Genomic DNA, 13,484 nt, shown 5'->3' with positions numbered 1-13,484 from the left:
CGAGTGAAGCGCGAGTTGCGCCGACGCTTGCGAGCCGAGTGGCAGCTTTTGCCGGGACAGGTTGCGCCGATAGCGGCGGCGAGCAGATGTCCGATCAATCAGGGGATGGCGGGCTGTGTCTCGACCAGCGGCATCCAGCCGGCCTCGCTGCGCTGGAACAGCGGACACCCGTAGACCGCGCGAACCGGAAGCGGCGCAGACAGTGCCGCGGTCGTTACCTCCCAGCGATTGGTCTGCTTCATCGCGACGACCATGCCGGCAATCTCGGCGCCGATCTTCCGCAACAGACGCACGGCGGCGACCGCGGTCGCGCCGGTCGAGATTGCGTCATCGACCAACACCACCCGGCGGCCTTCGATCAGGGGCAGCAGATTCGGATCCAGCCGCAGCTTTTTCCCGGCCTCGGGGCTGGTGATCGAAGTCACGGGCTCGGACAGCGCGTCATCATACCAGAATTTGCGGGAGTATCCGAGCGGGACATAGCGCGCCTGTCCGAGCCGTTCGGCCACCAGCGATGCAAACGCAAGACCCAGCGTCGGCAGCCCGACGATGATCTCGGCGTCGAATGCGCGCGCCTGTGTCGCCATATGGTCTGCCAGCGCCGCGACAACGAGATGTGAGGCCTGGTTGGCGATGAGCGAAGCGACGGCGCGCTCGCCATCGGGCAACCGGCGCAGCGGCAAGACGAGGATGCGGCCGCAAGGCAGCGTAGCGGGATAGCCGAAGCGATAAGGTGGCGTCGCCGAGAAGCGTGCGGGGATCTCCGGCGTCAGATCCTGCCAATAGCCGGTTGTAGACTCGATATGAGGTTCACGCCCGGTCATGTGCTGCTAGCCGCCGAGGATACGGCGGCAGGCGTCGACGAAGACCTGGGCGCCCGTCACGATATCCGCGTCGGCGGTGTTTTCGGTCCAATGGTGACTGATGCCGCCGATCGACGGCACGAACAGCATGCCGGCGGGCATGATCGTCGCCAGCATCTGCGCATCGTGGCCGGCACCGCTGGGCATGCGCAGCGAGCGCCCGCCGGCAAAGCCCTTGCTCGCGGCCTCGATGGCATCCTGAAAGCCGGAATTCATCATGGCGGGTGCGCCGGTGCGAAGCCGCTCGACGGTCACGGTGCAGCGGCCCTGCGTGTTGACCTCATCCGCCATCGTCCGCAACAGATCTTCCAGCCGCGCGATGACGGCAGGATCGTCGTCGCGGATCTGGAACAGCATTTCGGCCGCGCCCGGGATGATGCTCGGCGCGCCGGGATCGAGCGTGATGCGGCCGGTGGTCCAGACCGTGCGCGGTCCGCATGCGGCCGGGAAACGCTCATCGATGGCCACGCAGAATCTTGCCAGCGCCAGCCCGGCATCTTTTCGCACGGCCATGCGGGTGGTGCCGGCGTGGTTCTGTTCACCAGTGAAATTGATGCGGTATTGCCAGATGCCGACGATGGAGGTCACGACGCCGATCGCGAGATGGCCGCTTTCGAGCGTGTCGCCTTGCTMGATATGCGCCTCCAGATATCCGACGTGCCGCCCCGGCTCGGCGGCGATCCGCGTGCGCCCGGCGAGTCCCATCTCGCGGAGTGCGTCGCGCATGGTGCGGCCGCTGGTACGGTCCCGCGCAGCATCGATGTCGGCCTCGGTCACTTGCCCGATATAGGAGCGCGAGCCGAGGAAGCTCCCGAAATGACCTTCCTCGTCACACCATGCGGCGACTTCGACCGCGCCCGCAAGCGAGGGATCGGCATTGAGCACGCGCGCGGCTTCGAGCGCGTAGACGACGCCGAGCGGGCCGTCGAGCCAGCCGGCGTAGTTCTGGCTTTCCAGGTGCGAGCCCGCCAGCAGCTTCGGCCCGGGCTTCGTGCTGGTGCCGAAGACGTTGCCGATGCCGTCGATCGCCGCGGTGAGGCCGGCGTCGGGCAGCTTCTGCGCCAGCCAATCCAGTGACAGCCTGTGCGGCTCGGAGAAGGTCGGTTTGTGCACGCCGGTCTTGTAGGCGCCGATGGCGCGCAGCGCATTGAGATCGGCGAGAACGCGCATCCCATCGGCGCGCGACTGGGTGTCAGGCATGTTCGGCAACCTTCAGCGCCTCGGTTCGGATTTCCTCGACCAGCCGCTCCTTCAACTGGACGAATTCGGGCGTGGTCTTGATCTTGTAGGAGCGCGGATGCGGCAGATCGATCGCGATGTCGGCCTTGATGCGGCCGGGGCGCGCGCTCATGACGACGACGCGGCTGCCGAGGAAGATCGCTTCCTCGATGTCGTGGGTGACGAACAGCACGGTCTTCTGGTCGCGCTCCCAGATTCCGAGCAGCATTTCCTGCATCAAGGCGCGGGTCTGGTTGTCCAGCGCGCCGAAGGGCTCGTCGAGCAGCAGGATTTTCGGATCGTTGGCGAGCGCGCGGGCGATCGCGGTGCGTTGCTGCATGCCGCCCGAAAGCTGCTTCGGCCAGTGGTTCTCGAAGCCGGACAGTCCGACCTGGCGGATGAAGGCGTCGGCGATCTTGTTCCGATCGTCCTGCGACACGCCGCGCTCGCGCAGGCCGAAGGCGATGTTCTCGCGCACGGTCAGCCATGGAAACAGCGTGTAGGACTGAAACACCATGCCGCGATCGGCGCCCGGGCCGGTCACTTCGCGTCCATCGAGCACGACGCGTCCGCTGGTCGGGCGGTCGAGGCCGGCGACGATGCGAAGCAGCGTGGACTTGCCGCAGCCGGAGGGGCCGAGGATGGTGACGAAATCGTTGTTGCCGATCACAAGATCGGTCGGCTCCAGCGCCCTGGTCGGCGCATTGCCGTGGCGCGCGGGAAAGGTTCGCGAAACCTGCTCGATCTTCAGCGTCGTCATGCGAGCTTCCACGGGAAGAGCCAGGCATTGAATGCCTTGAACAGGAAGTCGGAGACGAGGCCGATCAGCCCGATGACGATGATGCCGAAGATGATCTGGCCGGTGTTGAGCAAGGCCTGGCTGTCGGTGATCATGTGGCCGATGCCGGAGGACGAGCCGATCAACTCGGCCACGATGACGTAGGTCCAGGCCCATCCCAGCACCAGTCGAAGGATTTCGGCGATCTCGGGAGCGGAGGAGGGCATCAGCACGCGCCGGATGATGCCGCGGTCGCTGGCCCCCAGCGTGTAGGCCGCTTCCACCAGATCGCGCCGCGTCGCGCCGACGGTCACCGCCACCATCAGGATGACCTGGAACACCGAGCCGATGAAGATGACGAGCAGCTTCTGCAATTCGCCGATGCCCGCCCACAGGATCAGGAGCGGGATGAAGGCGGAGGCGGGCAGATAGCGCGCGAAGGAGACGAACGGTTCGAAGAACGCCTCGACGGGCTTGTAGGCTCCCATCAGCACGCCGAACGGCACCGCAATGAGCGCGGCAAGCGCGAAGCCGCCGACGACGCGCCAGATGGTCATGCCGATGTCGAACAGGAAGCCTTGCTTGGCCAGCAAGTCATAACCTTCCTGGACCATTGTCAGTGGGTTCGCGAGGAAAGTTTTCGACACGTGGCCGCCAAACGTCGCCCACGACCAGAGGGCAACGAACACCACGAAGAAGGCAAGGCCGTAAGCCACGCGCTGATTCGACGTCACGGGATCCAGGGGACGCATCGACGATCTATCCGGTCGATAAACGGGTTTGCCGGCCCCGTCGCAAGACGGGGCCSGCAACTCCCGAGAGATTTACTTGATGTAGCTCGCGTCGAAGAGGTCCTCGACCTTCGGTGCGGCCTTGATGATGCCGATCTCGAGCAGGAGCTCGGCGGCTTCCTTGTTGAAGGTCAGGAAGTCGCCGGCGAAGAATTTCTGGTTCGCGGCCTTGTCCTGCCAGCGCAGGTACTTCGCCGAGTTGCCGAACGCTTCGCCGGTCTGCTTCACGTCGGCGCCCATGATCTCGTAGGCCTTGGCCTGGTCCTTGGCGATCATGTCGAGCGCCTCGAAATAGCTGTCGGCCAGCGCCTTGGCGGCCTTCGGGTTCTCGGCGAGGAACTTCGGCGTGCAGCCGAACGTGTCCATGACCATCGGATAGTCGAGCGTGGTCGCGATGATCTTGCCCTTGTCGGGCGCGGCGCGCACGGTCGACAGATACGGCTCGTAGGTCATCGCGGCGTCGTTCTGGCCGGAGACGAAGGCCTGCGCGGCGGCGGCCGGCTCCAGGTTCACGACGGTGACGTCCTTCACGGTGAGGCCGTTCTTCTTGAGCATCCAGGCCAGCGCGAAATACGGCGAGGTGCCCGGCGCGGAGGCGGCAACCGTCTTGCCCTTCAGGTCCTTGATCGCGGCGACGTCGTTGCGGACGGCCATGCCGTCGGCGCCATAGCTCTTGTCGAGCTGAAAAATCTGCTTGGTCGCAACGCCGTTGGCGTTCCAGGAGATCCAGGTCTCGACCGTGGTCGCCGCGCACTGGATGTCGCCGGAGGCGATGGCGAGGTGGCGGTCCTTCTGCGGGATCTTCTTGATGGTGACGTCGAGGCCGTTCTTCTTGAAGATGCCGGCCTCCTTCGCCAGCGTCAGCGGCGCAAAGCCGGTCCATCCGGAGATGCCGACGCCGACCTTGACGTCGTCGGCGAGCACCGGAGTGGAGGCCGCGAGGGCAATGATTGTCGCAAATACTTTCGAACTACGCATGATTGTCGTCCTCTTGCCGATCGATGGATTGACGTCCTGTTGATCTGTTCGTTTCGATCCGGAATGCATGGATCTTTGCCCGACGCGTTGCACGATTTGTGCCGACATTGTTCTCTCAGCCTCCCTTGAATCGGGCGACAAGGCGGTGAGAGTCACCGGGATAAAGCAGCCGCACCGCGGTGATCGTGCGCGCGCTGCGCCAGGTATAACGGTCGATCACGAGGCAGGGCGCGCCGACGGCGATGTCGAGCGCCTCCGCCGTGCGATCGTCCGCAACAATGGCGCTGATCGTATGCTCGGCCTCCGTCCATGGGACATGATGAAGCAGCCACGAGCCGGGCGGCTCGCGCGAGAAATCCGCGGTCGCGGCATCCGGTACGGACGCAAGATCGATCAGCCTGTCCTCGACGGCAAAAGGAACATTGTCGGCGCTGTGGCGGCAGGCAATTGCGATCACCCTGCCGGCTTTCTTGACGCCGAGACRCTCGCGGTCGGCCGCGGTCGCGACGCGCAGCTTGCGGCCGATTAGCTCGTAGCCGTAAGCGCGGCCGAGCCCGGTGATCTCGGCACGCATGTCGGCGATCTTGAGCACGGCCGACTGATGTTGCGGCCGACGCACGAAGGAGCCGGCGCGCCGCCGCCGCTCGATCAAATCGGCCTGCGCGAGCTCCGACAACGCCTTGTTCACGGTCATGCGCGAGCAGCCATAGCGCGCCACCAGCTCATGCTCGAACGGAATGCGGTGGCCCGGCGGCCATTCGCCGGTCAATATGCGCTTCTCGATGTCGGCCCGGATGCGCTTGTAGAGCGTCGGCTTGTCGGCGGCATCGGTGGCAAGGCTCATGCGAGGAGCCTCCGCACCGATGCGTTGAAGCGTTCGCGCGCGGCCTCGCGAAGCCTGTGCCGTCCCCCCTCGACGACCCTGTTGCCGCCGGCCCAGACGCAATCGATTGCGCCGCTGCCGGCCGCAAAAATCCAGCCGTCGATGACAGCGTCGCGCGAACGTCCCGCCAGCGACGGATGCGCCGCGTCCAGCGTGACGATGTCGGCGCGTGCGCCCGGCGCAAGGCCGACCGTCGCCTGCGCCAGGGCCTGCGCGCCGCCTGCGAGCGCATGATCCAACAGGGCGCGTCCCGTCGACACGCCTGCGCCGCCGGAGAGCACGTTGCGTTCGCGATGCTTGAGCCGCTGGCCATATTCGAGCTGGCGCAGCTCTTCGGCGACGCCGATCAGCACGTTGGAATCGGTGCCGACGCCGAACCGGCCGCCGGCGTCGAGGAATTCGCGCGCCGGAAAAATGCCGTCGCCGAGGCTCGCCTCGGTGACAGGGCAGAGGCCAGCGACCGCGCCGGTCCTCGCCAATGCGCCGATCTCCTCATTCGTCGTGTGGGTGGCGTGAATGAGGCACCAGCGCTGGTCGACGGCCGCSTGCTCCAGCAACCACTGCACCGGCCGGCGGCCAGACCAGGCCAGGCAATCCTCGACCTCCTTGACCTGTTCGGCGACGTGAATATGCACCGGCCCGCCGTCCGCGAGCGGAATGATCGCTGCGAGTTCCTCCGGCGTCACCGCGCGCAAGCTGTGCGGGGCGATGCCGATATTGGCACCCGGCAATTCCGCGATCGCCTTGCGCGACGCCGCCATCAACGCCGCGAACCGATCGACCGAGCAGATGAAGCGGCGCTGGCCCGTGTGCGGAGCTGTGCCTCCAAATGAGCCATGCGCATAAAAACTCGGCAGCAGCGTGAGGCCGATGCCGGAAGCATCGGACGCCTGTGCGATGCGTGCAGCCATCTCGGCGAGGTCGGCATAGGGCGAGCCGTCGCGGTCATGATGGAGATAATGGAATTCGCCGACGCGGGTGAAACCCTGCTCGAGCATCTCGACATAAAGCAGCGTCGCAACAGCCGTGACGTCGTCCGGTGTCATCGCGAGCGCGAAACGATACATTGTCTCGCGCCAGGTCCAGAACGTATCGGTCGAGGTCCCGCGCTGCTCGGCCAGTCCCGCCATGCCGCGCTGAAAGGCGTGGCTGTGCAGGCTCGCCAATCCCGGAACCGCGATCTGGTGGCGCTCGTCGCCCGCGGCCGGCGCCACGCCCGGCGTCACCGCGGCAATCGCGCCGGCGGTGACGACCACCTGCACGTCATGGGCCCAGCCCGAGGGCAGGAGCGCGGAGGCGAAATGCAGTCGGGTCATGATTACACGCCGGCTGGACAGAACGGCGACACGATTATATGTCTAGACATATAAGTCAAGCATCCCACGAAGGGACCCATTGCATGGCAGAGCGCTTCGACCGGATCTGGCACAACGCCCGGCTCGCCACGCTGCGCGCCGACCGGCCCGATCTCGGCGACATCGAGCACGGCCTGATCGCCGCGCGCGGCGGCCACATCGTCTATGCGGGCGCAGAGGCGGATTTTCCTGCGGATGCGGACGCAATCAAGCGGATCGATTGCGAGGGACGCTGGATCACGCCCGGCCTCGTCGACTGCCATACCCATCTCGTCTATGGCGGCAACCGCGCGCACGAGTTCGAGCTGCGTCTGAAGGGCGCCAGCTATGAGGAGATCGCACGCGCCGGCGGCGGCATCGTCTCGACCGTGGTCGCGACCCGCAAGGCGAGCGAGGCCGACCTCGTCGCCAGTGCGCTGCCGCGGCTCGATGCGCTGATTGGCGAGGGCGCAACGACGATCGAGATCAAGTCCGGCTATGGCCTCGATACCGAGACCGAGATGCGGCAGCTTGCTGCGGCCCGCAACCTCGGCCGCCAGCGGCGGGTTGCGATCCGTACCTCCTTCCTTGGCGCACATGCGCTGCCGGCCGAGGCCGACGGCGACAAGGACCGCTACATCGATCTCGTCTGCAGGGAGATGCTGCCGGCCGTTGCAAAGGCCGGCCTCGCCGATGCCGTCGATGCCTTCATGGAGGGCATCGCCTTCTCGAACGAGCAGACGGCGCGCGTATTCGAGACGGCGAGGGGTTTGGGGCTGCCGGTCAAGCTCCATGCCGATCAGCTGTCGAATCTCGGTGGCGCCGCGCTCGCCGCAAGATTCTCCGCACTGTCGGCGGATCATCTGGAGCACACGGATGAGGCCGGCGCGGCTGCGATGGCGAAGGCCGGAACGGTGGCCGTGCTGCTGCCGGGCGCCTTCTATTTCATCCGGGAGACCGAGAGGCCGCCGGTCGAGACGTTCCGCCAGCACGGCGTCCACATGGCGCTTGCAACCGACTGCAATCCCGGCAGCTCGCCACTGACCTCGCTTCTGCTCGCCATGAACATGGGCGCGACGCTGTTCCGGATGACAGTCGCCGAGTGCCTCGCCGGCATCACCCGCGAAGGCGCACGCGCGCTTGGCGTGCTGCACGAAACGGGTACGCTCGAAGCCGGCAAATGGTGCGACCTCGCAATCTGGGACATCGAGCGGCCTGCCGAGCTGGTCTATCGCATCGGCTTCAATCCGCTGCACCGCCGGGTCTGGAGAGGACAGTGATGGCGCCGGGCGCAGCGATCGTCGTCCAACCGGGAGCGGTCAGCCTCGACGATCTCGCGCGCGTGCTCGAAGGCGCGCCTGTCGTTCTCGACCCATCGTTCTGGCCGTGCGTCGAAGCCGCTGCCGAGATCGTTGCGAAGGCGGCGCGGGCCGACGTCCCGGTCTACGGCATCAACACCGGCTTCGGGAAGCTGGCATCGAAGCGCATTCCGCCCGACCAGACCACGCTGCTCCAGCGCAACCTGATCGTCTCGCATTGCTGCGGCGTCGGGCCAGCGACGCCCGAACCGATCGTGCGGCTGATGATGGCGCTGAAGATCATCTCGCTCGGGCGCGGCGCCTCCGGTGTGAGGCCCGAGGTGATCGAGCAGTTGCAGGAAATGCTGGCGCGGCGCGTCTATCCTCTGGTGCCGCAGCAGGGCTCGGTCGGCGCCTCCGGCGATCTCGCGCCGCTCGCGCACATGACCGCCGTGATGATCGGCGAGGGGCAGGCGATCGTCGGTGGCAGGACAGTCCCTGGCCACGAGGCGCTCGCCACGGCCGGCCTCGCGCCGTTGACGCTCGGCCCCAAGGAGGGGCTCGCGCTGATCAACGGCACGCAGTTCTCGACCGCCTACGCCATCTCCGGCGTGCTGCGCGCGTTTCGCCTGGCCCGCGCCGCGCTCGTGACCGGCGCGCTATCGGTCGATGCGGCGATGGCCTCGACGGCACCGTTCCGTCCCGAGATCCAGGCGCTGCGTGGCCATGCCGGGCAGATCGCTGCGGCCGCAACGCTGATGGCGCTGCTCGACGGCAGCGACATCCGGCAATCGCATCTCGAAGGCGACGAGCGCGTGCAGGATCCTTATTGCCTACGCTGCCAGCCGCAGGTCTCGGGTGCCGCGCTCGACCTGATCACCCAGGCCGCACGCACCTTGATCGTCGAGGCCAACGCCGTCACCGACAATCCGCTGGTGCTGGTCGAGACCGGCGAGATCGTCTCGGGCGGCAATTTTCACGCCGAGCCGGTGGCGTTTGCCGCCGACACGATCGCGCTCGCGCTGTCGGAGATCGGCGCCATCAGCGAGCGGCGCATCGCCACCCTGGTCGATCCGGCGCTGAATTTCGGGCTGCCGCCATTCCTGACGCCCGATCCCGGCATCAATTCCGGCTTCATGATCGCCGAGGTCACGGCCGCCGCGCTCTATGCCGAGAACAAGCAGCGCGCGGCTGCCTGCTCGATCGATTCGACGCCGACCAGCGCCAACCAGGAAGACCACGTCTCGATGGCCGCGCATGCCGCGCGCAGGCTGTCCGACATGGCCGACAATCTCGCCGCCATCCTCGGCATCGAGCTCCTGGTCGCCGCGCAAGGCATCACGTTGCGCGCGCCGCATGCCACGAGCGCGGCACTCGTTGCCGTCATTGCCGCGTTGCGTGAAGAGGTGCCTGCGCTCGGCGCCGACCGTTACATGGCCGGCGATCTCGCCAAGGCGGCTGCGCTGATTGAATCCGATGCATTGCCTTCTGCTGCGCTCTCCGCACTCTCCAATGATCCATTTCCAAGATTTGACTGACAAGACTTGGCTGAAGAGGTTTTCGCATGAACCGTCGACTGGACAACGACCGCACCATCCGCGCCCCGCGCGGCAGCGAGATCAGCGCGAAGAGCTGGCTGACGGAAGCGCCGCTTCGCATGCTCATGAACAATCTCGATCCCGAAGTGGCAGAGCGCCCGAGTGAGCTCGTCGTCTATGGCGGCATCGGCCGCGCCGCGCGCGACTGGGAGAGCTTTGACCGGATCGTTGCTTCGCTGCGCAAGCTCGAGGGCAACGAGACCCTGTTGGTTCAATCCGGCAAGCCGGTCGGCGTTTTCCGCACCCACGCGGATGCCCCGCGCGTCTTGATCGCGAACTCGAACCTGGTGCCGCACTGGGCGACGCTCGATCATTTCAACGAGCTCGATCGCAAGGGCCTGATGATGTACGGCCAGATGACGGCGGGCTCCTGGATCTATATCGGCAGCCAGGGCATCGTGCAGGGCACCTACGAGACCTTCGTCGAGGTCGGCCGCCGCCATTATGGCGGCAGCCTCGCCGGCAAATGGATCCTCACCGCCGGCCTCGGCGGCATGGGCGGCGCGCAGCCGCTGGCCGCGACCATGGCCGGCGCCTCGATGCTCGCGGTCGAATGCCAGCCGAGCCGCATCGAGATGCGGCTGCGCACCGGCTATCTCGATCGGCAGGCCGCAACGCTCGACGAAGCGCTGGCGATGATGGCGGAGTCTGCCAAGACGCAGAAGCCGGTCTCGGTCGGCCTGCTCGGCAACGCGGCCGAGATCTTTCCGGAACTGGTGCGTCGCGGCGTCAAGCCGGACATCGTCACCGACCAGACCAGCGCCCACGATCCGATCAATGGCTACCTGCCGAAGGGCTGGACGCTGGCCGAGTGGGAAGCCAAGCGTGCCGCCGATCCCAAGGCGGTCGAGCGTGCGTCGAAGACCTCGATGGTCGATCACGTCCAGGCGATGCTCGATTTCCACGCGCAGGGAATACCGACCCTCGACTACGGCAACAACATCCGGCAGATGGCGCAGGACATGGGTCTGAAGAACGCCTTCGATTTCCCCGGCTTCGTACCCGCCTATATCCGCCCGTTGTTCTGTCGCGGCATCGGACCGTTCCGCTGGGCCGCGCTCTCAGGCGATCCCGAGGACATCTTCAAGACCGACGCCAAGGTCAAGGAGCTGATGCCCGATGACAAGCATCTGCACAACTGGCTCGACATGGCCAAGGCGCGCATCAAGTTCCAGGGGCTGCCGGCGCGGATCTGCTGGGTCGGCCTCGGCGATCGTCATCGCCTCGGCCTTGCCTTCAACGAGATGGTCGCGCGCGGCGAATTGAAGGCGCCGGTCGTGATTGGCCGCGATCATCTCGACAGCGGCTCGGTGGCGAGTCCGAACCGGGAGACCGAGGCGATGCGCGACGGTTCGGACGCGGTGTCCGACTGGCCGCTGCTCAACGCGCTGCTCAATTGCGCCAGCGGCGCGACATGGGTCTCGCTGCATCATGGCGGCGGCGTCGGCATCGGCTATTCGCAGCATGCCGGCATGGTGATCGTGGCCGACGGCACGCCGGACGCTGCAAGGCGGATCGAGCGCGTGCTGTGGAACGATCCCGCGACCGGCGTCATGCGCCATGCCGATGCGGGCTACGACACAGCGGTCGAGTGCGCGCGCGCCAGCGGGCTCGACCTGCCGAGCCTGGCGAGGTAATCGGCGCTGCGCATCATCCAAAGGTCTTGCCGAGCTCGGTGAGCTTGGCGGTCGCGGCCTTGCCGACATCCGTGATGGTTTTCTCCGCCCGTGCCGCCAGCTCGCGGTCGGCTTCAAAACTCTTTCTGACGGTGTTGGCGGTCTCACGGATCTGGCTGCCGACGGTCGGGTCGGTCAACAGCTTCTTCACCGTACCGTCGTCGAACGCCTTGATGGTCAGGTCCTGGGCTGCGATGCGCGCATTGTTGCCGGCCGAGGTCTCCTCCAGTGCGAGGCGGAGCGCCTTGTCCAGGAGCTCGTGCAGGGCTGCGAGCGGGCCTTCGGCTGCCGAGCTGGTCGTGCTGACCTTGAAGCCCGGCGTATCCGGCACGAACAGTATGGTTCCGGGCGCGAGCTTGTTGAGATCGGCATGTGGGTTGGCTTCCTGCAAAGCCTTCAGCGCGGCCTCGCTGCGCACGTTGCTGAGATTGGCGTGCAAGAGTTTTTCGCTGACGGTCTTCAGCTTCGTTTCATCTCCGACAATGAAGGTGCGCATCGAAATATCTCCCGAAACTATCCGATTACGTTGAGCGGCGCCCACGGCGTGTTGGCGATGCCGCCGGGGATGGCGATGTTGCCGGTGGTGATGTTGCCGAGCACGGTCACCGCGCGCGCGGCGGTGAGGCGGATCGAGCTTTCGCCGCCGCGCACACGGTTCGAGCTGATGATGGCAACCGTGCTTTCCAGCGACACGGCGATGGCCTTGTTGCTCACCTCCACGCGGTTGTCGCTGAACAGGCACTCCTGGCCGGCGACCACCAGCACCGCCGGCGCCGGCCCGCGCGCGGTCAGCGTGTTGCCGATGATGCCGGCGCGCGCGCCCTCGGTGTCGTTGCCGGCGAGACTCGCCCTGACGAACGCATAGTCGGCGCCGAGCGCAAGGATGCGCCCGTCGCCGAGCCGGATCGCGACCTTGTCGCCGGCCTGCGCGAACGGCACCTTCGGATTGACCTCGGCCGTGGTCAACGCAAACCAGTTGCCGGCCGAATCGCCGGTGACCGTCGTGAAGTCGCGCTGCACGGTGTTATGGCTGACCTCGATCTGGGTCTGCGGTGCGCGCAGCATGATGCCGGCGCTGGTGCCGACAAAGCCTTTGGCGGGCGCGACTTCGACGATCTCGTTGCCGCTCACGCGCGGGCGGTTGACGCCGAAGGTGAGAACGCCGGCGCGCAGCTCGGACTTCACCGCCTGGAGCCCGATCGCCCGGACCAGATTGCCCGCGATCGTCGCGCTCTCGGCGCGGATGACCTCGATGCCGACCACGGTGCCGCCGTCGCTCTCGGTGGCCGGCCCGATATCGCGGATATGGTTGTTCTCGATCGAGACTGCCGCAGCGTCGGTCGCGCCGCCGAGCATGATCCCGGCCCCGCATGCGTCGATCGCGTTGAGCTTGATGATCAGGTCCTGAGCCGCAGCAATCACCTTGATCCCCGCGGTGCCGAATCCGTTGATCTGGTTGGCGAGGATGTGGGCGGTGGCGGTGCTGCGGCGGTCGAGCCCGGGGATCAGCCTGATCCCGACATGGTCGCCCGTCGACCAGTTGCGCAACGCGTTGTCCTCGACCCAGAGCCCGGCCGCGGCACAGGCGATGCCRTGTGCGCTGACATTCAAGCTGTTGCCGTCGATTGCGAGTGAGGCGCCAGGAAGCGCAAAACCCTCTGCGGCGATTGCAGTATCGGTGCAGCCGATGATTTCATTGTGCGCGATTCGTGTCGCAAGAAGATGCAGCACCTCGTCGGTGAAAACGATGGCGCCGCGCTGGCACAGGAGGATATTGTCCTCGATCGTCACCGCCGCCGTCAGCAGGAAGCCGGCACCGTCCTCGACCTCCTTGAGCGCGCCGCCGGCAATGGCAACGGGTGCGAAGATCGCGTTTTCTGCAAGCTTCGCCCCGCCAATCAGGCCGCGCAGCATCACCGCTGGAAGCTGCGCATTCTCGCCACCGAGCGCCGCGATTGCGAGTCGGGTCAGGCCGAGGCCGATGCAGGTCGAGACGTCGATCGTTGGCTTCCGATTGAACGAGATGATTGCGAGGTCTTCGATCGCGATCGCAAGACTGTCCTGGAT

General features: G+C 66.3%; 12 protein-coding genes. 3 read left to right on the top strand and 9 right to left on the bottom strand.

The genetic code is table 11. From position 1 onward, the window contains the following. Positions 1-98 precede the first annotated feature (98 nt). The 7 genes from ACXJL8_RS16905 to ACXJL8_RS16875 form a co-directional block, all read right to left on the bottom strand. Positions 99-824 (bottom strand): phosphoribosyltransferase, encoded by a 726-nt coding sequence (locus ACXJL8_RS16905; RefSeq protein ID WP_456621091.1) that lies wholly within the window; start codon positions 822-824, stop codon positions 99-101. A gap of 6 nt (positions 825-830) precedes the next feature. After that, positions 831-2,063 (bottom strand): hydantoinase/carbamoylase family amidase, encoded by a 1,233-nt coding sequence (locus tag ACXJL8_RS16900; protein WP_456685273.1) that lies wholly within the window; start codon positions 2,061-2,063, stop codon positions 831-833. Then, a complete protein-coding gene (locus ACXJL8_RS16895; RefSeq protein ID WP_456621089.1) occupies positions 2,056-2,841 on the bottom strand; it encodes an ABC transporter ATP-binding protein in 786 nt (261 codons plus the stop codon). The genes ACXJL8_RS16900 and ACXJL8_RS16895 overlap by 8 nt, the downstream gene beginning before the upstream one ends. Then, complete coding sequence (locus ACXJL8_RS16890; protein WP_456621088.1) at positions 2,838-3,611, bottom strand: ABC transporter permease; 774 nt, start codon at positions 3,609-3,611, stop codon at positions 2,838-2,840. The genes ACXJL8_RS16895 and ACXJL8_RS16890 overlap by 4 nt, the downstream gene beginning before the upstream one ends. 72 nt (positions 3,612-3,683) lie before the next feature. After that, the gene (locus ACXJL8_RS16885; RefSeq protein ID WP_456621087.1) at positions 3,684-4,628 is read right to left on the bottom strand and encodes an ABC transporter substrate-binding protein; all 945 of its coding nucleotides are present in this window, start codon (positions 4,626-4,628) and stop codon (positions 3,684-3,686) included. A 115-nt stretch (positions 4,629-4,743) separates the two neighbouring features. After that, complete coding sequence (hutC, locus tag ACXJL8_RS16880) at positions 4,744-5,472, bottom strand: histidine utilization repressor (protein WP_456685272.1); 729 nt, start codon at positions 5,470-5,472, stop codon at positions 4,744-4,746. Further along, positions 5,469-6,827, bottom strand: coding sequence for a formimidoylglutamate deiminase (locus ACXJL8_RS16875; protein ID WP_456685271.1), 1,359 nt, complete (start codon positions 6,825-6,827; stop codon positions 5,469-5,471). The genes hutC and ACXJL8_RS16875 overlap by 4 nt, the downstream gene beginning before the upstream one ends. Before the next feature lie 83 nt (positions 6,828-6,910). On the opposite strand from ACXJL8_RS16875, the gene hutI reads away from it, so the two are divergent. The 3 genes from hutI to hutU are packed head-to-tail and all read left to right on the top strand — an operon-like array spanning position 6,911 to position 11,378. Next, a complete protein-coding gene (gene hutI, locus ACXJL8_RS16870; RefSeq protein WP_456621084.1) occupies positions 6,911-8,125 on the top strand; it encodes an imidazolonepropionase in 1,215 nt (404 codons plus the stop codon). After that, a complete protein-coding gene (gene hutH, locus ACXJL8_RS16865; RefSeq protein WP_456621083.1) occupies positions 8,125-9,681 on the top strand; it encodes a histidine ammonia-lyase in 1,557 nt (518 codons plus the stop codon). The genes hutI and hutH overlap by 1 nt, the downstream gene beginning before the upstream one ends. Positions 9,682-9,707: 26 nt before the next feature. Continuing rightward, positions 9,708-11,378, top strand: coding sequence for a urocanate hydratase (gene hutU / locus ACXJL8_RS16860; protein WP_456621082.1), 1,671 nt, complete (start codon positions 9,708-9,710; stop codon positions 11,376-11,378). 13 nt (positions 11,379-11,391) lie between these two features. Here hutU and ACXJL8_RS16855 read toward each other — a convergent pair whose 3' ends face one another. Together ACXJL8_RS16855 and ACXJL8_RS16850 are read right to left on the bottom strand one after the other, a co-directional pair. Beyond that, positions 11,392-11,913, bottom strand: coding sequence for a hypothetical protein (locus ACXJL8_RS16855; RefSeq protein WP_456621081.1), 522 nt, complete (start codon positions 11,911-11,913; stop codon positions 11,392-11,394). A gap of 17 nt (positions 11,914-11,930) precedes the next feature. Then, positions 11,931-13,484 (bottom strand): right-handed parallel beta-helix repeat-containing protein (locus tag ACXJL8_RS16850; protein ID WP_456685270.1); only part of this gene is annotated, 1,554 nt, incomplete at its 5' end.

This window comes from Bradyrhizobium sp. P5_C11_2, assembly GCF_054049755.1.
The sequence above is the reverse complement of the archived record's forward strand: the minus strand, read 5'-3'. Positions and strand labels throughout refer to the sequence as shown.